The 21112-nt window shown below is 67.0% G+C and carries 19 protein-coding genes; 6 read left to right on the top strand and 13 right to left on the bottom strand.

Annotated features, from left to right (window positions below; translation table 11 throughout):
• Positions 1-3: 3 nt before the first annotated feature.
• The 9 genes from carB to GGR73_RS04440 all read right to left on the bottom strand — a co-directional run bounded on the left by carB (position 4) and on the right by GGR73_RS04440 (position 10679).
• Positions 4-3246 carry a carbamoyl-phosphate synthase large subunit gene (carB, locus tag GGR73_RS04480; protein ID WP_024937721.1) on the bottom strand — a complete coding sequence of 1081 codons (3243 nt, stop codon included), beginning with the start codon at positions 3244-3246 and terminating at the stop codon, positions 4-6.
• A 114-nt stretch (positions 3247-3360) separates the two neighbouring features.
• Entirely contained in the window at positions 3361-3717 is a 357-nt protein-coding gene (locus GGR73_RS04475; protein WP_065032247.1) for a hypothetical protein, read from the bottom strand.
• Positions 3714-4847, bottom strand: a complete 1134-nt coding sequence (gene carA, locus GGR73_RS04470) for a glutamine-hydrolyzing carbamoyl-phosphate synthase small subunit (RefSeq protein ID WP_184455804.1) — start codon at positions 4845-4847, stop codon at positions 3714-3716. Before carA ends, GGR73_RS04475 begins: the two co-directional genes overlap by 4 nt.
• A gap of 240 nt (positions 4848-5087) precedes the next feature.
• A complete protein-coding gene (dapB, locus tag GGR73_RS04465) occupies positions 5088-5804 on the bottom strand; it encodes a 4-hydroxy-tetrahydrodipicolinate reductase (protein ID WP_039521385.1) in 717 nt (238 codons plus the stop codon).
• A gap of 436 nt (positions 5805-6240) precedes the next feature.
• The gene (locus GGR73_RS04460; RefSeq protein ID WP_456362915.1) at positions 6241-6963 is read right to left on the bottom strand and encodes an MOSC domain-containing protein; all 723 of its coding nucleotides are present in this window, start codon (positions 6961-6963) and stop codon (positions 6241-6243) included.
• The gene (locus tag GGR73_RS04455) at positions 6960-8162 is read right to left on the bottom strand and encodes an aminotransferase-like domain-containing protein (RefSeq protein ID WP_184455802.1); all 1203 of its coding nucleotides are present in this window, start codon (positions 8160-8162) and stop codon (positions 6960-6962) included. The genes GGR73_RS04460 and GGR73_RS04455 overlap by 4 nt, the downstream gene beginning before the upstream one ends.
• A gap of 156 nt (positions 8163-8318) precedes the next feature.
• Positions 8319-8573 carry a DUF6587 family protein gene (locus GGR73_RS04450; protein ID WP_016904924.1) on the bottom strand — a complete coding sequence of 85 codons (255 nt, stop codon included), beginning with the start codon at positions 8571-8573 and terminating at the stop codon, positions 8319-8321.
• Position 8574: 1 nt separating this feature from the next.
• Positions 8575-10434, bottom strand: a complete 1860-nt coding sequence (gene feoB / locus GGR73_RS04445; protein ID WP_184455800.1) for a ferrous iron transporter B — start codon at positions 10432-10434, stop codon at positions 8575-8577.
• Complete coding sequence (locus GGR73_RS04440) at positions 10431-10679, bottom strand: FeoA family protein (protein WP_016904358.1); 249 nt, start codon at positions 10677-10679, stop codon at positions 10431-10433. The genes feoB and GGR73_RS04440 overlap by 4 nt, the downstream gene beginning before the upstream one ends.
• 116 nt (positions 10680-10795) lie before the next feature.
• Here GGR73_RS04440 and GGR73_RS04435 point away from each other — a divergent pair, with 116 nt between their 5' ends.
• The 5 genes from GGR73_RS04435 (at position 10796) to GGR73_RS04415 (ending at position 14470) form a co-directional block, all read left to right on the top strand.
• Positions 10796-11593, top strand: coding sequence for an enoyl-CoA hydratase-related protein (locus tag GGR73_RS04435; RefSeq protein ID WP_016904357.1), 798 nt, complete (start codon positions 10796-10798; stop codon positions 11591-11593).
• The gene (locus tag GGR73_RS04430; protein ID WP_184455798.1) at positions 11590-12486 is read left to right on the top strand and encodes a hydroxymethylglutaryl-CoA lyase; all 897 of its coding nucleotides are present in this window, start codon (positions 11590-11592) and stop codon (positions 12484-12486) included. The genes GGR73_RS04435 and GGR73_RS04430 overlap by 4 nt, the downstream gene beginning before the upstream one ends.
• A gap of 140 nt (positions 12487-12626) precedes the next feature.
• A complete protein-coding gene (locus GGR73_RS04425; protein ID WP_104570108.1) occupies positions 12627-13397 on the top strand; it encodes an SDR family oxidoreductase in 771 nt (256 codons plus the stop codon).
• Between the two features lie 114 nt (positions 13398-13511).
• On the top strand, positions 13512-14078 hold the full coding sequence (yeiP, locus tag GGR73_RS04420; RefSeq protein ID WP_016904354.1) for an elongation factor P-like protein YeiP: 567 nt from the start codon (positions 13512-13514) through the stop codon (positions 14076-14078).
• The gene (locus tag GGR73_RS04415; protein WP_024937731.1) at positions 14078-14470 is read left to right on the top strand and encodes a hypothetical protein; all 393 of its coding nucleotides are present in this window, start codon (positions 14078-14080) and stop codon (positions 14468-14470) included. The genes yeiP and GGR73_RS04415 overlap by 1 nt, the downstream gene beginning before the upstream one ends.
• Before the next feature lie 74 nt (positions 14471-14544).
• Here GGR73_RS04415 and GGR73_RS04410 read toward each other — a convergent pair whose 3' ends face one another.
• The 3 genes from GGR73_RS04410 to GGR73_RS04400 are packed head-to-tail and all read right to left on the bottom strand — an operon-like array spanning position 14545 to position 18129.
• The gene (locus GGR73_RS04410) at positions 14545-16380 is read right to left on the bottom strand and encodes an Lnb N-terminal periplasmic domain-containing protein (protein ID WP_184455797.1); all 1836 of its coding nucleotides are present in this window, start codon (positions 16378-16380) and stop codon (positions 14545-14547) included.
• A complete protein-coding gene (locus GGR73_RS04405) occupies positions 16377-16676 on the bottom strand; it encodes a DUF2388 domain-containing protein (RefSeq protein WP_024937732.1) in 300 nt (99 codons plus the stop codon). Before GGR73_RS04405 ends, GGR73_RS04410 begins: the two co-directional genes overlap by 4 nt.
• Positions 16677-16710: 34 nt before the next feature.
• Complete coding sequence (locus tag GGR73_RS04400) at positions 16711-18129, bottom strand: FAD-binding oxidoreductase (protein ID WP_184455795.1); 1419 nt, start codon at positions 18127-18129, stop codon at positions 16711-16713.
• A 208-nt stretch (positions 18130-18337) separates the two neighbouring features.
• Between GGR73_RS04400 and serA the strand changes: the two genes are divergently transcribed.
• Complete coding sequence (gene serA, locus GGR73_RS04395; RefSeq protein WP_054592450.1) at positions 18338-19579, top strand: phosphoglycerate dehydrogenase; 1242 nt, start codon at positions 18338-18340, stop codon at positions 19577-19579.
• A gap of 900 nt (positions 19580-20479) precedes the next feature.
• On the opposite strand, the gene GGR73_RS04390 is transcribed toward serA, so the two are convergent.
• A complete protein-coding gene (locus tag GGR73_RS04390) occupies positions 20480-21067 on the bottom strand; it encodes an NUDIX hydrolase (protein ID WP_184455793.1) in 588 nt (195 codons plus the stop codon).
• Between the last annotated feature and the right edge of the window lie 45 nt (positions 21068-21112).

The following is a 21112-nucleotide window of genomic DNA, read 5'->3' as shown; positions in this document are numbered from 1 at the left end:
CTCTCATGCTTCCAGCTCCTTGTGCAGTTCCTGCAGCGACCACACAGGGCCGGTGCCGCGGAATTCCAGCGAATGCACCAGCGCCTTGGCGCCGGCAACGGTGGTCGAATAGGTCACGCGATGCTGCAACGCTTCACGCCGGATCGAGAACGAGTCGGAGATGGCGGCGCGACCTTCGGTGGTGTTGACGATATACACGATCTCGCCGTTCTTGATCGAATCGACGATATGCGGGCGCCCTTCGGCGACCTTGTTGACGATCTCGCAGCTCAGCCCGTTCTGCTGCAGCCAGGCTCCGGTGCCACGTGTGGCGACCAGCGTATAGCCACGCTCCACCAGCGCCTGCGCCACCGGCAACACGCGCTGCTTGTCCGGATCGCGCACCGACACGAACGCCTTGCCCACCGGCGGGGCCTTGATGCCGCCGGCCTCCTGCGCGCGTGCAAACGCGGCGCTGAAGCTGCGGCCCACGCCCATCACCTCACCGGTGGAGCGCATCTCCGGCCCGAGGATCGGGTCCACGCCCTGGAACTTGGCGAACGGGAAGATCGCCTCCTTCACCGAGTAATAGCCCGGCACGATTTCCTTGGTGGCGCCCTGCTCGGCCAGCGTCTTGCCGGCCATGCAGCGCGCGGCGATCTTGGCCAGCGGCATGCCGATCGCCTTGGACACGAACGGCACGGTGCGCGAGGCACGCGGATTCACTTCCAGCAGGAACACCACATCGTCGCCGGCCTCGTTCACCTGCACCGCGAACTGGGTATTCATCAGGCCGACCACGTTCAGGCCTTCGGCCAGCATCACCACCTGACGGCGCAGCTCGGCCTGGGTCTTGGGCGAGAGCGAGTACGGGGGCAGCGAGCAAGACGAATCGCCCGAATGCACGCCGGCCTCTTCGATGTGTTCCATCAGCCCGCCGATCAGCACGTTGCCGTCCTTGTCGGCAATGATGTCCACGTCCACTTCCACCGCGTTGTCGAGGAAGCGGTCCAGCAGCACCGGCGAATCGTTGGAGACCTTGACCGCATCACGCACATAGCGCGCCAGGTCGGATTCGCCGTAGACGATTTCCATCGCGCGGCCGCCCAGCACGTAGCTCGGGCGCACCACCAGCGGATAGCCGATTTCGCGCGCCAGCACCAGCGCTTCCTCGGCATTGCGGGCAATGCGGTTCGGCGGCTGCTTCAGGCCCAGCTTGTCGACCAGTTGCTGGAACCGCTCGCGGTCTTCGGCCAGATCGATCGAATCGGGCGAGGTGCCGATCACCGGCACGCCGTTGGCTTCCAGCGCGCGCGCCAGCTTCAGCGGGGTCTGGCCGCCGTACTGCACGATCACGCCCTTGGGTTTTTCCAGCTCGACGATTTCCAGCACGTCTTCCAGCGTCAGCGGCTCGAAGTACAGACGGTCGGAGGTGTCGTAATCGGTGGACACGGTCTCCGGGTTGCAGTTGACCATGATGGTCTCGTAGCCGTCATCGCGCAGCGCCAGCGCCGCATGCACGCAGCAGTAGTCGAACTCGATGCCCTGGCCGATGCGGTTGGGGCCACCGCCCAGGATCATGATCTTGTCGCGGTCGGTCGGCAGCGCCTCGCACTCGTCCTCGTAGGTCGAATACAGATACGCGGTGCTGGTGGCGAATTCGGCGGCGCAGGAATCCACGCGCTTGTAGACCGGGCGCACCTTGAGCGCGCGACGCAGCGTGCGCACCGACTCTTCGTTGGTGCCGGTCAGCTCGGCCAGGCGCGCGTCGGAGAAACCGGCGCGCTTGAGCGTGCGCAGACGCGCCGCATCCAGTGCCGGCATGCCGTCATCGGCCAGTTGCTGTTCGTGGCTGATCAGCTCTTCGATCTGATCCAGGAACCACGGGTCGATGAACGACAGCGCGTAGACATCGGCCACGCTCATGCCGGCGCGGAACGCATCGGCGACATAGAACAGACGCTCCGGGCCCGGTGCCTTGAGCTCGCGCTTGAGCGCGGCGATGTCGTCTTCGCTGCTCAGATCCAGGCCGGTCGGATCCAGCCCGATCTTGCCGGTTTCCAGGCCACGCAGCGCCTTCTGCAGCGATTCCTGGAAGGTGCGGCCCATCGCCATCACCTCGCCCACCGACTTCATCTGGGTGGTCAGGCGCGCATCGGCCTGCGGGAATTTCTCGAACGCAAAGCGTGGGATCTTGGTGACCACGTAGTCGATCGACGGCTCGAACGAGGCCGGGGTCAGACCACCGGTGATCTCGTTCTTCAATTCGTCCAGCGTGTAGCCCACCGCCAGCTTGGCGGCGACCTTGGCGATCGGAAAACCGGTGGCCTTGGACGCCAGTGCAGAGGAGCGCGACACGCGCGGGTTCATCTCGATCACCACCACGCGGCCGGTGGTCGGGCTGATGCCGAACTGCACGTTGGAGCCGCCGGTATCCACACCGATCTTGCGCAGCACTGCGATCGAGGCATCGCGCAGGCGCTGGTATTCCTTGTCGGTCAGCGTCTGCGCCGGCGCCACGGTGATCGAGTCGCCGGTATGCACGCCCATCGGGTCGAGGTTTTCGATCGCGCAAACGATGATGCAGTTGTCCGCGGTGTCGCGGACCACTTCCATCTCGAATTCCTTCCAGCCCAGCACCGATTCTTCCACCAGCACTTCGGTGGTCGGCGACAGTTCCAGGCCACGGCCGACGATCTCGATCAGCTCTTCGCGGTTGTAGGCGATGCCGCCGCCGCTGCCGCCCAGGGTGAAGCTGGGACGGATGATGGTCGGGTAGCCGACCCGGGTCTGGATATCCAGCGCCTCTTCCAGCGTGTGCGCCACTTCGGCGCGGGGGCAATCCAGGCCGATCTCGCCCATCGCCACGCGGAACAGCTCGCGGTCTTCGGCCATGCGGATGGCTTCGCGCTTGGCACCGATCAGCTCGACGTTGTACTTCTCCAGCACGCCGTGGTCGGCCAGATCCAGCGCGCAGTTCAGCGCGGTCTGCCCGCCCATGGTCGGCAGCAGGGCATCGGGCTTTTCCTTGGCGATGATCTTCTCGACCGTCTGCCAGTTGATCGGCTCGATGTACACCGCATCGGCCATGTCCGGGTCGGTCATGATCGTGGCCGGATTGCTGTTGACCAGCACCACGCGATAGCCCTCGTCGCGCAGCGCCTTGCACGCCTGCGCGCCGGAGTAATCAAACTCGCAGGCCTGGCCGATGACGATCGGGCCGGCGCCGATGATCAGGATGGTTTTTAGGTCGGTGCGCTTTGGCATTTCTTTACTCGATTAGGAACATGCGGCAAGCCGCAGGTGCGGAAGAGTGGCCGCGGCGATCGCATCGCGACGCGGCGTGATAGTGCATCGGCTCGGCAGAGCCGAATGCCGGGTTCATCCGGCAGATCCATAGCCGAGGGCGCGCAGGGTGTGCTGCATCCATTGATACAGCCCGAAGGACGCGGCAAAGCTGCCCAGGATCAGCAGCCAGCCGATCCCGGAGGTCTTGCCCCAACGGCGTACCTTGTCCGGGTCGGTGTTCTGCATGCGGTGGTGAAAGGATCCCCCTCCAACCACATAGCCGACACCGAAAACGAAGCACATCGGCACCAGCAAGGCCAGCTTCATGCCGCCGTGCAGCGTGATCGACTGTGCGCCAGCGCGTGCCTGCTCCAGCGGCATCCACACGCCCCAATATGTCAGCGCAACGCCCATCAGCACGATCAGCACACCCATCAAACGAGCGCTCATGCGCGCTTGGCATCCTTGGCCATCAACTCCACGAACCGGTCGAACAACGGCCCCACATCGCGCGGGCCCGGCGAGGCTTCCGGGTGGCCCTGGAACGAGAACGCCGGTGCGTCGGTCAGCGCGATGCCCTGATTGGTGCCATCGAACAGCGACCGATGGGTCACCCGGACATTGGCCGGCAGCGTGCTTTCGTCGACCGCAAAGCCATGGTTCTGCGAGGTGATCATCACCCGCCCGCCGTCCAGATCCTGCACCGGATGGTTGGCGCCGTGATGGCCGGTGGTCATCTTGACCGTGCTGGCGCCGGCGGCCAGCGCCAGCAGCTGATGGCCCAGACAGATGCCGAAGGTGGGCACCTGCCTGGCGATCAGTTCCTGGATGGCGCTGATGGCGTAATCGCAGGGCTCCGGGTCGCCCGGGCCGTTGGACAGGAACACACCGTCGGGCTGCATTGCCAGCACCTCGGCCACTGGCATGCGCGCCGGCACCACGGTGACGTCGCATCCACGGTCGGCCAGCATGCGCAGGATGTTGAGCTTGACGCCGTAATCGTAAGCAACAACCTTGTGCTTCAGCTCGGCGCGCACGAAGGTGTCGGAATTCAGATCCAGCGAGCCTTCTTGCCAGCTGTAACTGGTCTCGGTGGAAACCACCTTGGCCAGGTCCATGCCCTTCAGGCCGGGGAAGCTGCGCGCGGCTTCCAGTGCCTTGTCCACATCGATCTCGCCGGCCATCAGTGCGCCGTTCTGGGCGCCCTTCTGCCGCAGCAGGCGGGTCAGCTTGCGGGTGTCGATGCCGGAAATGGCCACCACACCGCGGGCCTGCAGCCACTCCGGCAATGCGACTTCGCTGCGCCAGCTGCTGGGGCGACGCGGCACGTCGCGCACGATCAGGCCGGCGGCCCAGATCTTGCTGGCCTCGTCATCCTGATCGGTAAAGCCGGTGTTGCCGATATGCGGATAGGTCAGCGTGACCATCTGGCGGGCGTAGGAGGGATCGGTCAGGACTTCCTGGTAACCGGTCATGGCGGTGTTGAACACCACTTCGCCGACGGAAAGCCCGTTGGCGCCTACGGATTCGCCCTCGAACACGGTGCCGTCTTCGAGGACAAGGATTGCGGGTTGGGTCACGTGGGGGTCTCGCTCTGGCTGCCTGGGACTCCGATGCGCTTCCGGCCAAATTCCGGTTGCAGCAAAGCGCGGACGCGGTGCTGAGGACCGGTCCGACGCTGGTTCGGGCAAGCGAGAATTGTAAAGGCAAGTGCCCCGGCATGCCAGCCTGGAGAACACCGGTCGCCGCAGTGCCACCGCAATGGCGGGATGAATGCGCCACCGCGATCATTCGCCATTCATGCGCGGCGACGCGCCGGCTTACAGCACCAGATCGCGCACGCGATAGCTGCCGGCCGGCTTGCCGAGCAGCCGCTTGGCCGCATGCAGGGCACCGCGCGCGAAGATGTCGCGGTTGGTGGCGCGGTGCACCAGCTCCACCCGCTCGCCCAGCCCGGTGAACTGCACCGTGTGCTCGCCGACGATGTCGCCGGCGCGCAGGCTGGCAAAGCGCGGCTGCGCGCCGCTGCCGGTGGCCGCCTCCCCCAGCGTCAGTGCGGTTCCGGAGGGTGCGTCCTGCTTGTGCACGTGATGCGCCTCGACGATGTCGCAATCCCAGCCCGGCAGGCTGCCGGCGGCACGCTCCACCAGTTCGGTCAGCACCGCAACGCCCAGGCTGAAGTTGGACGCCCACACCAACGGGATCTGTTGCGCGGCCTCCAGCAACGCGGCGCGCTGCGCCTCATCCAGACCGGTGGTGCCGGACACCAGCGGTTTGCCGCGCTGCGCGCACAGCGCCAGGATCGGTGCGAAGCCCTGCGGCAGGCTGAAGTCGATTGCCACATCGAAGGCCGGCGCACCGCCGAGTTCGCTGGCGGCAAAGTACGGCACGCCGTCCACCACGCGCTGCGAAGGCGAGCGCCCCACCACCGCACCGACGACGTGCAGCGCCTCGTCTTCGGCAGCCAGGCGCAGCAATGCCTTGCCCATCCGCCCGGAGGCGCCGTGGATCAGAACTTTCACAGGAGACGGTGTCATGGCGGCAGGCCTAGCTGGGCGATGGGGTTGTACAAGATAGCTGGGAATCGGGAATCGGGAATCGTAAAAGCTGGGATTGGGGAGCCGGGATTGGGGAGTCGTTAAAGCCGGGAATCGGGATCAGGAACTCGTGAGAGCGGATGCGGGTGTGCGCGTTTTATGTGCTGTGGCGCTTGGGCTTGGTGGCGTCCGTGGGGTGCGCGTGGTGGTTGGCATACAACGTCGCAAGCGGCCATGGATTGGTAAGGGCTGCGCCACTGTACGTTGGTAAGGACGATGAGGACGCATGGCATACGGCCATCATGGCGGCGCCTGGAAGGTGGCGTTGCCGACTTCGTGATCGCGATTCCCCAATCCCGACTCCCGAATCCCAAATCTCAGCCCTGCAGCTGGCGCGGCCGCGGCCTTTGATCGCGCGCGATGGTGCTGGCTGCTTTCAGTCGGCTGTGCCGTGCAGGCGTTTGCTCCAGCTCTCTATTTCGCGGCGTTGCATGCGGCGTTCGAACAGCGCCTGCCATGACGGTACCAGCGGCAGTTGCAGCACCTCGGTGATGGCGGCGACGTCGACATCGCGCGCATACAGCAGCTGTTGCAGGCGCGACAGCGTCCATTGCGAATGCGGTCGCTGCTGCAGTGTCAGCATGTCGCCGGCCGAAACGTCGCCGGGCTGCAGCACGCGGTAATACCAGCCGGTGCGGCCGGTGTCCTGGACGCGGCGCGCCATGTCGCGCAGGCCGAAACGGTCGGACAGCTTCCAGCATGGCTGACGCAGCTGCGAGACCTCCACCACTGCCGTACCCAATGCAAAGCGATCGCCCAGGCAGACCTCGGCTTCGGTAAGGCCGAGGCTGCTCAGGTTCTCGCCGAATGCGCCGGCCGTCTCCAGCAATGCCTGCGCACCGAGCTCGGCCTGCCAGGCGGCGTAGTGATCGCGTGGATAGTGATGGATCGCCTTGTCCGGCCCGCCATGCACACGCCGGTCGCCCTGCTCGTCGCCGTGCAGACCGTCGGGACCGACGTGCACCCTGCCGTCCACCGCCCGCTTGTCGATCGCGCTGCGGCTACCGGGCCGGGTGAAGTCGCGTGCGATGCCGATCGCAACGCTGTCGATGGTGATCGCAAGCGCAGGCGCCTGCACGCCAGCGGTCTGCGTGCTCACGCGCCCTGTCCGGGCAATTCGGCCAGCGCCTCGCGCAGCACCTCGCCCAGGACCTGGATGCCGGCGTCGATCCTGTCGCCGGGCACGGTGACAAACGACAGCCGCAAGGTATTGACCTGCGGCAAGGTGGCGTAGAACGGCGCGCCCGGCACGAACGCGACATTGCGCACGATCGCACGCGCCAGCAGCGCGGTGCCGTCCAGCCCGGGTGGCAGGGTCACCCACAGGAACATGCCGCCTTCGGGGCGATTCCATTGCACCTGGGGCGGGAAATGCCGATCCAGTGCCTCCAGCATCAGGCTGCATTGACGCGCATACAGCGCGCGGATCTGCGGAATATGCGTGTCCAGGAAATCGTCCTGCAACGTCTGGTGGACCACGCGCTGGGTGAACGAGGGCGTATGCAGATCGGCCGCCTGCTTGGCCTGGATCAGCTTGCCCAACACCGCTTCGGGCGCGACCACGTAGCCCAGCCGCAACCCGGGCGCAAGCACCTTGGAGAACGAGCCCATGTAGATCACGCCCTCCGGGTTGAGCGACAGCAGGCTCGGCAGCGGCTGGCCGCTGTAATACAGCTCGCCATACGGGTCGTCTTCGACGATCGGCACGCCCGCCTCCGCCGCCCGCGCCACCAGGGCCTGACGGCGCGCCAGCGGCAGCCGGCGACCGGTGGGGTTCTGGAAGTTCGGCAGGCAATACAGAAAGCGCGCATCGGCCAGCACTGCAGGATCCAGCGCGTCCACCACCACTCCGTCCTCGTCCGAGGGCATGCCGACAAAGCTCGGCTGGAACAGCGAGAACGCCTGCAGCGCGCCCAGGTAGCTTGGCGTTTCCACCAGCACCTTGCTGCCTTCGTCGATGAAGACCTTGCCGAGCAGGTCCAAGCCCTGCTGCGAGCCGGTGGTGATCAACACCTGGCTGGGCCGAATGCTGGCGCCGTCGCGGCTCAGGCGTGTGGCCACCCATTCGCGCAGCGGCGCATAGCCTTCGGTGGGGCCGTATTGCAGCGCGGCCTGCGGCGCATCGCGCAGCACCTGATCGCTGGCCGCGCGCATGCGCTCCACCGGAAAGGTGGCCGGCGACGGCAGCCCGCCGGCGAAAGAAATCACCTCCGGCCGCTCGGTCACCTTGAGGATTTCGCGAATCGCCGAACTGGTCAGCGCCTGCGCACGTCGGGAGATCTGGAAAGAGGTCGTCATCGCGCAAGCATAGCGAAGGCCCACGGCCGACGCGCTGTGCACTGCAGCGTCGACGACGCAACCCGCCCAGTGGCGGTATCGCCGCTGCGCCGACCATCGCCACGCGTCACGACACACGCCTGGGTCGCGGTGGCGCTACCGAAGAACTGCGGTGTGTCAGTGACGACGTGGCGGGGTCGGCCCGCAGCTGTCGCAGCCACCGCAGGCCGCGGCGTTCTGCGCGGCCGGCGGCGCCACGCGGCGGCCCAGCGCCCGCATCCACGCAGGCCGCCCATCGCGCAGCAGGCCGATCGCCACTGCGCCGCGCAGACGCCGCAGCGTGCCGGGAAATTGCTTCTTCATCACCACCCACAGGCTGAGCAACACCGCCAGCGCGATGACAACGTATTGCAGCGTGAGCGACAGATCCACTTCAGCCGGCTCCCAGCAGCACGGCCAGCTGGTAGGTCACCAGCGAGGCCAGGTAGGCCAGCGCGAACAGGTACACCGCGCTGACCGTCATCTGCTTCCACGAGTTGGTTTCGCGCTTGATCGTGGCCAGCGTGGAGATGCACATCGGCGCGTAGATGTACCAGACCAGCAGCGACAGCGCGGTGGCCAGCGACCAGCCATCGCTGATCAGCGGCGACAAGGCCTGCGCGGCGGCATCGTCGTCGGCAGCCGACAGCGCGTACACGGTCGCCAGCGAGGCCACCGCCACTTCGCGCGCGGCCAGGCCGGGGATCAGCGCGATGCAGATCTGCCAGTTGAAGCCCAGCGGCGCGAAGAAGACCGCCATCGCATGGCCGATGCGCCCGGCGAAGCTGTAATCGATCGCCGGCAAGGTGGCGTCGGCCGGCGCGGCCGGGAACGACAGCAGGAACCACAGCAGGATGGTCAGGGCCAGAATGATGCCGCCGACGCGCTTGAGGAAGATCAGCGCACGCTCCCACAGCCCCAGCGCCAGGTCGGGCAGATGCGGCAGGCGGTACGACGGCAACTCCAGCATCAGTGGATGCTCGCTCTTGTCGCGGCGCCACTTCTTCATCGTCCACGACACCAGCAGCGCACTGACGATGGCCGCGGCATACAACCCGAACAGGATCAGGCCCTGCTGGTTGAAGATGCCCCACACGGTCTTCTGCGGGATGAAGGCGCCGATCAGCAAGGCATACACCGGCAGGCGCGCCGAACACGTCATCAATGGCGCGACCATGATGGTGGCGAGCCGGTCGCGCGGGTCCTGGATGCTGCGTGTGGACATGATGCCCGGCACCGCGCAGGCAAAGCTCGACAGCAACGGAATGAACGAGCGCCCGGACAAGCCGGCGGCAGACATCATGCGGTCGAGCAGGAAGGCCGCGCGCGGCAGGTAGCCGGACTCCTCCAGCGCCAGGATGAAGGCGAACAGGATCAAAATCTGCGGCAGGAAGATCACCACCCCGCCCAGGCCGGCGATGATGCCGTCCTTGAGCAGGCTGTTGAGCGGGCCTTCCGGCAAGGTGGCGCCGACCCACTCGCCCAGTGCCGAGGTGCCGCCGTCGATCAGGTCCATCACCGGCATGGCCCAGGCATACACCGCCTGGAAGATCAGGAACATCACGACCGCCAGCGTGACCAGGCCCCAGAGCGGGTGCAGCAGCCAGCGGTCCAGCGCATCGTCCACCCGCGAGGTGCGGGTCGGCATGCTGACGGCCGCACTCAGGATCTGCCGCACCTGGGCGTGATAGTTGCCATCGGCCGGCGGCGCGGCGCTGGGGGCGACCAGGCGCGCGGCCTGCGTATCGAGCCGCTCGACCAGCGCCTTGGCACCGCCGCGGCGTACCGCCACGGTTTCCACCACCGGCACCCCGAGCGCCTGTTCCAGCGCCGGCAGGTCGATGACGATGCCGCGTCGTTGCGCGGCGTCGACCATATTCAAGGCCACGATCATCGGCCGGCCCAGCTCGCGCAACTCCAGCGCAAAGCGCAGGTGCAGGCGCAGGTTGGTCGCATCCATCACGCAGACCAGCACGTCCGGTGCCGGTTCGCCGGGGTAGAAGCCACGGCACAGGTCGCGGGTGATCGCCTCGTCCAGGCTGGCCGGCTGCAGGCTATAGGCGCCGGGCAGATCCAGCACCGCGAAGTCGCGCCCGGATGGCGCACGGAACTGCCCTTCCTTGCGTTCGACGGTGACGCCGGTGTAGTTGGCGACCTTCTGCCGGCTGCCGGTCAGCTGATTGAACAGTGCGGTCTTGCCGCTGTTGGGATTGCCCACCAGCGCCAGCCGCAACGGGACGCTCGCCGCGCTCATGCCTGTGCTCCATCGACGCGCACCTGCACGCGTGCGGCCTCGCTGCGGCGCAGGGCGAACCGGGTGTAACCGACCTGTACCAGCAGTGGTTCGCGCCCGACCGGCCCGGTCGCCAGCACCGTGACTTCTTCGCCGGCGACAAAACCCAGTTCGCGCAGACGCCGGGCGATCGTGTCGTTGGGGAGGCGATCCTCCACGGAATCCACGATGGCGGCGCGATGCAAGGGCATGTCGGACAGCGTCACAAAGACGGCCTGATTGTTAGGAATGGTTCTCAATTCTAGCATCGACGCACCGCGTCATGGCTCAGCCGACCCGTGCCGCTATCATGGTTCGCATCCCATTCATGGACGTTGACGCAATGCAGGACACCGGCTTGATCGTGGAGGACCAGGGAGCGGTCCGCACGTTGCGACTGCACCGCCCGGCGGTGCACAACGCCTTCGATGCGACCTTGATCGGCGCGCTCACCGACGCCTTGCAGCAGGCCGGCCGGGCAGCGCAGATCCGCGTCGTCGTGATCACCGGTGCCGGCGCTGCGTTCTCTGCGGGCGCCGACCTGAACTGGATGCGCGGCATGGCCGGTGCCAGCGAGGCCGACAACGCGGCCGATGCGCTCGCCCTGGCGCGCCTGATGCGCACGCTGGACGAACTGCCCAAGCCGACCATCGCGCGCGTCAACGGCGCAGCGTTTGGCGGCGGCGTGGGCCTGGTGGCGTGCTGCGATATCGCCATCGGCTGCACCGAGGCACGCTTCGGGCTGACCGAGAGCAAGCTCGGCCTGCTGCCGGCGGTGATTTCACCGTATGTGATCGCCGCGATCGGCGCGCGCCAGGCACGGCGCTGGTTCGCCACTGCCGAGATCTTCGATGCGGCCACCGCGCAGCTGCTGGGCCTGTTGCATCAACTGGTCGCCGCCGACCAATTGGATATCGCGGTGGAGCGCCAGGTCCGCCTGTTGCTGGCGGCCGCCCCATTGGCCGCGGCCAGCGCCAAGGCGCTGGTGCGCGCGGTGCTGCCACCGATCGACCGCGACGCCATCGACGCTGCCAATGCCGCGTGGATCGCGCGCCTGCGCGTTTCCCCGGAAGGCCAGGAAGGCCTGGGCGCCTTCCTCGACAAGCGCAGCCCGGCCTGGGTGCCGGAGGGCGCGGCGTGAGCGACTTCGTCCGCATTGTCGAGGTCGGCCCGCGCGATGGCCTGCAGAACGAAGCGGCACCGATCGCCACCGCCGACAAGATCGCCTTGATCGATCAACTCTCCGCGACCGGGCTGCGCAGCATCGAGGCGACCAGCTTCGTCAGCCCGCGCTGGGTGCCGCAGCTGGCCGATGCGGCCGAGGTGTTCGCCGGCATCACCCAGGCGCCGGGCATCGCCTATCCGGTGCTGGTGCCGAACCTGCAGGGCTATGCGCGCGCACGCGCCGCCGGTGCACAGGAGGTGGCGGTGTTCACCGCGGCGTCGGAGGCCTTCAATCGCACCAACACCAACGCCGGCATCGACGAATCGATCGCGCGCTTTCGGCCGATCCTGGAACAGGCCGCGCTCGACGGCGTGCGCGTGCGTGGTTATGTCTCCACCGTACTGGGCTGCCCGTATCAGGGCGGGGTGCCGGTGGCCGATGTGGTCGATGTCACGCAACGGCTGTACGCACTGGGCTGCTACGAGATTTCGCTGGGCGACACCATCGGCGTCGGCACCCCGGCCAAGGCACGCCAGATGCTTGCTGCGGTGGCGCAGGCGGTCCCGATGCCGGCATTGGCCGTGCACTTCCACGACACCTACGGCCAGGCGCTGGCCAACATCGCCGCCTGTCTGGAGCAAGGCGTGCGCGTGGTCGATGCGGCGGTGTCCGGTGCCGGCGGCTGCCCCTACGCCAAGGGCGCCAGCGGCAATGTGGCCAGCGAAGATGTGGTGTATCTGCTGCATGGGCTGGGCATGTCGACCGGCATCGACCTGCCTGCCCTCGCCCGTACCGGCCGCTGGCTGGCGCAGTTACTGGGCCGCGAGACCGGCAGCAAGGTCGGCAAGGCCTTGGCGGCGGCCGGCTGAGATTTCAGTCCCGCACGCTGCCGCACCCGCACATCTTCCAGGGCGGTCACACGGACGCTTCGGCTAGAATCGCCGGCTGCGTCGTCACCCGTTCGCCTGCCGGCATCCACCGGCTTCCAGGATTTTCAAGGAACCACCGCATGCAGTCTTCTTCTGTTCTTGCCATCGTCACCGGCGGCGTTTCCGGCCTGGGCCTGGCCGTGGCGCAGCGCATCGTGGCCGACGGCGGCAAGGTCGCCCTGTTCGACGTCAACGCCGACAAGGCCGAGGCGGCGCTGGCGCTGCTCGGTGACGGCAACGCGCAGTATTTCGCCACCGACGTCACCGACGAGGCGCAGGTCGCCGCCAACGTGGCGCAGGCCGCGCAGGCGCTGGGCGGGCTCAACCTGGCGGTGAACTGCGCCGGCATCCTGGGCTCGGGCCGCGTGCTCGGCAAGGAAGCGCCAATGCCGCTGGCGACCTTCCGCACCACCGTGCTGGTCAACCTGGTCGGCAGCTTCAATGTCGCCAAGGCCGCAGCCGATGTGATGCAGCACAACAGCGCCGGCGACGATGGCGAGCGCGGCGTGATCATCAACACCGCGTCGGTGGCCGCCTACGAAGGCCAGATCGGCCAGGCCGCCTATGCCGCCAGCAAGGGGGGCGTGGTCGGCATGACCTTGCCGATGGCGCGCGAGCTGGCCCGCTTCGGCATCCGCGTGATGACGATCGCACCGGGCGTGTTCTGGACCCCGATGGTGGACGGCATGCCGGAGGCGGTGCAGCAATCGCTGGCCGCGGCGATCCCGTTCCCCTCGCGCCTGGGCCAACCCGACGAATACGCCGACACCGTCGCCTTCATCCTGCGCAATCGCTATCTCAATGGCGACGTGATTCGCCTGGACGGCGGCGTGCGGTTGGCGCCGAAGTAGCGGGGATTGGTGCGTCGGGATTGGGGATTCGTAACAGCACTACTGCCCTGCCCGCCCGCTCCAGCTCTGCTTTGCCAATCCCTAATCCCAAATCACCAATCCCTGACTCATTCCATGAAAGCTAACGACATCAAGAAAGGCAACGTCGTCGAATACAACGGCGGCATTTACCAGATCCGCGACATCGAGCGCAGCTCGCCGCAGGGCCGCGGTGGCAACGTGCGCTTCCGCTTCATCATGTACAGCGTGCCCGGTGGCGCCAAGCTGGACGCCAGCTTCGACGCCGACGACAACCTGCCGGAAGTGGAGTTGCTGCGTCGCCTGTCGACGTTCTCGTACAAGGATGGCGAGGCGTTCGTGTTCATGGACGACGAGGATTTCACCCCGTATACGCTGGATGCGGACGTGATCGGCACCGATGCCGGCTACATCATCGACGGGCTGACCGGCATCTACGTGCAGGTGATCGACGACCAGCCGGTGGCCGTGCAACTGCCGCAGACGGTGACGCTGGAAGTGGTCGAAACCCCGCCCGAACTCAAGGGCGGCACCGCCACCAAGCGGCCCAAGCCGGCCAAGCTCAATACCGGCCTGGAAATCATGGTGCCCGAGTACATCACCAACGGTGAGCGCGTGCTGGTCAACACCACCACCGGCGAATTCGCGGGCCGCGCCGACTGATGCGCAAGCTGGTCGTTGTGGTGACGCTGGGGCTGCTGGGCGCCTGCACGGCGCAACCAGCCCCGGCGCCGACAGCCACGCCCGCACCTGCGCCGGTGGCCTGCACCGATGCCAAGGTGGACGAGGAGTGGCTGCAACATCCGCCCGGCCTGTGCGGCATGCCGGAGGACGTACGCACGCTGGTGGAGGATTACGACACCTGCGAGCACTTCGCGGGCGAGGACCCGTACGACGCCGATCGTCGCCACGAGATCGAAGTGGCGATCGCGCAATTCTGCACGCCCGCACCGGCACGGCTTGCAAAGCTGATGCAGCAGTACCGCAACAACGCGCAGGTCAGCGACTGGCTGCGCAAGTATTCGGTGCAGGCGGATCTGCAACCGGCTGGCTGAGGTGCGCCGGCTGGTGTGACAGGTGCCAGCTGGTGCAATGCGTCGTCCCTGGCCGGAGCACCGGGAACTGGGACTTACCGCTGCAGGCGTTTGTCGGCAGCCGCATCACCGCGCGCTAGCTCGCGCAGGCGTGCGCGCAGGCGCTGCACATTCGCCTCGCCCTGCTCCAATCCAGTGCGGACGTCGGCCGGCAGTTGCTGCCGCCCCAGCGCCTGCAGTTGTTTCCAGCCGTCGACCAGTACGCCGGTTTCCTGCACCACGCGCGCGCTCAGGTCCTGCCGCTCGTCTGCTTGCGGCAGTCCGTAGCCGGCGCTGCCCAACAGCGTGGCCGGATGACTGAGCCGGGCCTGCCGCGCGAACAGCGACTGCAGCTGACCCTGCACCGAGTCACGCCCGGCCGCGCCGGGTGTCAGCAGGCGCTTGAGCGCATCGCGTGCCAGCAATTCCTGGCGGCGCAACGCGGCCTGTTCCAGCAACAACGCTGCAGCGGTCTCGCGCAGACCGCCGCGGTCGAACCACTGCGCACGCGCGTCCGCGCGCGCGTCCAGCCATTGCTCCACGCTGGTCTGCGGCACCGGCAGGCCGCGGCGGATCACCTCGAACATGGTCTGGTAATGCGCTGCCGCCGACTCGAAGTAATAGCCCTGGCGAATCGCCTGCGCAGGGTCGTCCAGCACCTGCATGTCGGCGATGCCGGCGCGCTGCAAGCGCTGCCTCACGCCGCGCGGGGTGATCGACGACAGCCGTGCCGCGGCCAGCCGCGGCACGCCGTCGTGCAGGAGCTTGAAGGTCTCCACCGCGCAGTTGTTGCCGATGAAGTAGTAGCGGCCGTCGTAACTCCAATGCACCTGCGCGGCGCGTGCGAGCAGCGCGGCGATCTCCCCGCGCGTCAGTGTCAGCGGCACCGACGACAGCGCGCGCAGCTCCACCTTGGTGTATTCGTCCACGACTTGATTCAACGGCAATACGAACAGCCGCGAGGGATACGAACCGGTCAGCCCGCGCCAGCTGGAAATCTGCACATCGCCGACGAAGGCGCGGAACGACAGCACGCGGTGATACTGCAGATCCAGACGGCAATCGGGACCGGGCGCGCGGCCAGGGGCACAGATCACCAGACGCAGCATGCTGTGGCCCCAGCGGCTCATCGGCTGCGCATTGCCCTCGGCCAGCAGGTAGTCCACCGCGTACACACGCGCTGGATCCAGTGCCAGCAGCGACATCGCGCCGGCATCGTTATCGGCCTGCAGGTACGGTAGCGTCGTCTCGCAATGGGTTGCACCGGGCATGCCACCGACCCGCTCGGCGAACCAGGCCGCCAGCGCCGGACGCCGGCAGTGATAATCGGCATCGAGCACGTAGTGTTCGAGATTCACCGCGACGAATTCGGCTGGGCTGCGCCGCTCGTAATCGTCGGGGCTGCGATCGCTGAACCGGTTTGCGCCACGCCCGATCCGCCAGGGACGCACCTGCCAGCCGGCCAGATCGCGCAGCCGCGGGTCGCGCGACAAGCCGCCGTGCGCACCGCGGTCCAGCACATGCGCCAGTTCATGCACCACGGCGGCCATTGCCGCGCGCGTGGCCGGTGCCTCGGGGTCGGTCTGCGTAGCTGTCGCCTGCACGCTCCAGGCATCCAGCAGGTCGCGATCGAGCAGGATGCGCCGGCCGATCGCGCGGCCATGCACGTGTGCCGGCAAATCCGTGCGCCACTGCAGCTGGATCGGTGCGTCGATGCGCTGCATCCAGGCCGGCGGCAGACGCTGCGCCACCTGTTCCACCAACGCGTGCGCGGCGTCGATCTGCGCCGCAGACAGGCCCTGCGGATCGACATCGATGCGTAATTCGGCCTGCGCCGCCGGTGCGATCGCTGCGGCCAGCCACAGCCACCAGCACCGGCGAGGAGAACTCACTGGGCCAGGATGGACTGCGCCAGCTCCAGGTCGCTGGACAGCCGCGCCGCATCGCTACGGCTGCGCAACTGCAGCAGCGCCGCTTCCAGCCGTGCGCCGCGGATCGCGCCATCGCTGGCGACGAAGCCGGCGGCATCTTCGCGTGCGTCGGCCACCACCTTGTCGTCGCCGGAACTGCTGCCGGAGGAATTGGACGAACCGGCCGACGATGCACCCGCCGAGGTTCCGGCCAGGCTGGATGCGAAGGCCGCCAGCGGCAGCAGCGTCAAAGCGCAAAACACGAGGGAGCGCATCATTGGCGTATCGATTCCATGTGAAGGTGGTGAAAGACTAACCGGCACGCGTGGCGGCAGGCGCGTCGTCCATCTCGAACAGCTTGCCGGGATTCAGCAAAAGATGAGGATCGAGCACATGTTTGATCCCGCGCATCAAGGCGATCTCCTCGGCCGAGCGCGTGCTCCACAGATAGGCCTTCTTGACCAGGCCGATGCCGTGTTCGGCAGAGATGCTGCCGCCAAAACGCTGCAAGGCCTGCGCCAGCAACTTGGTCACCTGATCGCAGGCCGCCACGAAATCGGCCTGGCTGGTGTCGTCGGGCTTGAGCACGTTGATATGCAGGTTGCCGTCGCCGATATGGCCGAACCACACCACATCGAAATGCGGATACGCATCGTGCAGCAACGCCTGGGTTTCGGCCAGGAACGCCGGCATCGCCGAGATGCGCACCGACACGTCGTTCTTGTACGGCGTGTAGCGCGCCAGCGCTTCGGTGATGCCTTCGCGCAGCCGCCACAGTTGCGCGGCCTGCGCATCGCTCTGGCTGATCACCCCGTCGCTGACCCAGCCCTGCTCCATGCAGGTCTCGAATGCCGCCATCGCTGCGGCTTCCTGCGCCTCGTCGCCAGCAGCGAATTCGGTGACCACGTAATACGGATGCACTTGCGCAAACGGCGCCTGCGCGCCGTGCGCCAGCACGTGTTCGAGCGCGCGGTCGGTGAAGAACTCGAATGCCTCCAGCCGCAGCTGCGCGCGGAACGCGGCAAACACCTGCATCAACACCTCGAATGAAGGCAGCGCCAGCAGCATCACGTTGCTGGGCGGCGGCGGCTCGGTCAGTCGCAATGTCGCTTCGACCAACACGCCGAGCGTGCCTTCGGAGCCGATCATCAGATGGCGGAAATCGTAGCCGCTGGAATTCTTCACCAGCGCGTTGTTGAGCTCCAGCAGTTCGCCGGCACCGGTGACCACCTTCAGGCCGGCAACCCAGTCGCGGGTATTGCCGTAGCGGATCACGCGGATGCCGCCGGCATTGGTGGCGATATTGCCGCCGATCGAACACGAGCCGCGCGCGGCGAAATCCACCGGATACAACAGACCATGCTCGCGCGCGGCATTGTGCACCGCTTCCAGCGGCATGCCGGCCTGGACGGTGAGCGTGCGATCCACCGCATTGAACTCCAGCGGCTTGTTCAGGCGCTCCAGGCTCAGCACCAGCTCGCCGTTGGCAGCCACCGCACCGCCGGACAAGCCGGTGCGCCCGCCCGAAGGCACCACCGCAACCGCGTTCGCATTGGCCCAGCGCAGCACCGCCTGCACCTCGTCCACCGAACCGGGCAAGGCGATCGCCAGCGGGTTGGGCGTCCAGCGCCGCGTCCAGTCGCGGCCGTAGTGTTCCAGGTCGGCCGGCTCGGTCTTCAAACGCAACGCGGGCACGGCCTGTTGCAACGAAAGGATGCGGGGATCGGTCATGGCACACGGCGCTGCAGTAGGAACCGCACAGCGTGCCAGTGCGCGCCGGCCTCGTCCAGTTGCACGACATGGCGCCGCCGCGGCGTTGGATTCAGCTGAAACCGTTGCACCACAAGGACTTTGCCTGCGCAAACACTGCGTTGCGGGCGCCCCATCGCGCGGCCCATCTGGCATAGTTGCCGACCCGATTGCTGCAATGCGCTCCCCCATGTCGCCGAAGAGAACCTCGTTTCCCAAGCAGGATATCCGCGTTCTGTTGCTGGAAGGCATCAGCCAGACGGCCGTGGATGTGTTCCGCGCCGCCGGTTATTCGCAGATCGAACTGCACGCCAAGTCGTTGCCGGAAGACGAACTCATCGCGCGCATCGCCGAGGCGCATATCGTCGGCATCCGCTCGCGCACGCAGTTGAGCGCCGAGGTGCTGGCGCATGCCAAGCGGCTGATCGCAGTGGGCTGCTTCTGCATCGGCACCAACCAGGTCGATCTGGACGCGGCCGAGCTGGCCGGCATCCCGGTGTTCAACGCGCCCTACTCCAATACCCGCAGCGTGGCCGAGCTGGTCATCGCCGAGGCGATCCTGCTGTTGCGCGGCATCCCGCAGAAGAACGCCGAGTGCCATCGCGGTGGGTGGTCCAAGTCGGCCGCCGGCAGCCACGAAACGCGCGGCAAGGTGCTGGGCATCGTCGGTTACGGGCATATCGGCACCCAGGTCGGCGTGCTGGCCGAGTCGCTGGGCATGCAGGTGATCTTCCACGACATCGAAACCAAGCTGTCGCTGGGCAACGCGCGCGCGGCGATCGATCTGGACGACCTGCTGGCACGCGCGGACGTGGTGACCCTGCATGTGCCGGAGACGCCGTCAACCAAGGACATGATCGGCGCGGCGGAAATCGCGCGCATGAAGCACGGCGCGCATCTGATCAACGCCTCGCGCGGCACGGTGATCGACATCGACGCACTGGACGCGGCGCTGAGCTCGGGCCAGATCGGCGGCGCGGCGGTGGACGTGTTCCCGATCGAGCCCAAGGGCAATGGCGATGCGTTCGAATCAAAGTTGACCGCACACGACAACGTGATCCTGACCCCGCACGTGGGTGGCAGCACGCTGGAAGCGCAGGATAATATCGGCATCGAAGTGGCCGCCAAGCTGGTGCGCTACAGCGACAACGGCAGCACCCTGTCGGCGGTGAACTTCCCCGAGGTCACCCTGCCCGAGCACCCCGACAGCCTGCGTCTGCTGCATATCCACCGCAACGTGCCGGGCGTGCTGTCCAAGATCAACGAACTGTTCTCGCGCCACAACGTCAACATCGACGGCCAGTTCCTGCGCACCGATCCCAAGGTGGGCTACGTGGTCATCGACGTCAGCGCCAGCGAGGCGCAGGCCACCGCACTGAAGGAAGGCCTGGCCTTGATCGAAGGGACCTTGCGGACGCGCATTCTGTACTGAGCGGACGTTGTACTGACGTGCCCCCTTCTCCCAACGGGAGAAGGTGACCCGAAGGGCCGGATGAGGGGCGCTGCGGCCAACTTCGGCGCGTCTGCCATGGCAAACGCCTCGCCCCGCGCCAGTAAGGCTGACTCGTAGACTGGCAGCCGGTGCCTGGCGGTACTCCCCCAAACCCCCGCTCCGCGCCAGTGGCGCGCAGGCAGTGCCTTATCCCCCTAACTATTCAACCGTACCCTCCCCCGCTCCGCGCCCCGGTCCGCGCTTGCGGCGCGGGCGCTCGCAGGCACGCGCGCCCATGGCGCGCAAGCTGTGCCTGCTCGCCCCGACAGGAGAGGGGCCTTCGCAGACCTGAGCATGAAAAAACGTCTCATCACTCACCCACTGCTTCCAAGGTCATGACAGGGAATGGCCGAGGCAGCGTGGCCGGGGATTGCCGAAAGCGGCGCACGGATGCGCCGCGGCGGCGAGTCAGACAGGATGTCTGACCGAGCCGGGCAGCCGATCGCTGGCCGCGCTGCTGCCACCCACCCAAGCCGCTAAGCGACAGGCCAGGCCGCGCTTGTGGCGCGCAAGCTGTGCCTGCTCGTCTCGACGGGAGAGGGGCTTTCGCAGACCTGAGCACGAAAAGGCGTCTCATCACTCACCCACTGCTTCCAAGGCCATGACAGCGAATGGCCGAGGCAGCAGCGTGGCCGGGGATTGGCGGAGAGCGGCACACGGATGTGCCGCGGCGGCGAGTCAGACAGGATGTCTGACCGAGCCGAGCAGCCGATCGCCGGCCGCGCTGCTGCCGCCCACCGAAGCCGGCAAGTAACAGGCGTGCCCGCGCTTGCGGCACCCGAGCCAGTGGCGCGCAAGCAGTGCCTTATCGCCCCGACAAAAGGGGCTTTGACAAGCTGCTCAACGCACGCGCGCCACCCACTTCTCCGCCATGCGCCGCATCGACGGATCCAGCTGCGGATCGGCAAGCAGCTCGGCGACCGGGCGCCATGCCAAGGCCAGCGATTCCTCGCTGACTTCGAATGCCTCGTTCGCCCCAGCCACCACCACATAGCGCGCGTCGTAATGCCAGTGCCCGGCCACCTCGCCGCGCGTGGGAATCCAGTGCCGGTCCAGGTCGAAGATGGCCGCGTCAGCCAGGCGCAAGCCGGTCAATCCGGACTCCTCCTGCGCCTCGCGCAAGGCCACCTGCGCCAGGTCGCGGTCGCCGTCGGCGTGCCCGCCCAGCTGCAGCCAGCGTTGCAACTTGCGGTGATGGGTCATCAACGTGCGCGTGCCATCGGCACTGACCACCCACGCCGAGCCGGTGAAATGACCTTCGACACGCTCGCGCAGGAACGGGTTGGTGGCATCGTCCAGCAGCTGAGCGAACTGCTCGGCCAGCTCCGCTTCGTCCGGCCAGCGTGCGCGGTAGTCGGCCAATCGCTGTTGCAGGGTTGCATCCACCATCTGTCGTTCCCGGTCGCCCGTTGCGGGCCAGGCGGCCATTATCGCCATTCATGCTGCGTACGCGCTTGTCGTGAGCGTGTAGCT

Source organism: Xanthomonas sp. F14, assembly GCF_014199865.1.
The sequence above is the reverse complement of the archived record's forward strand: the minus strand, read 5'-3'. Positions and strand labels throughout refer to the sequence as shown.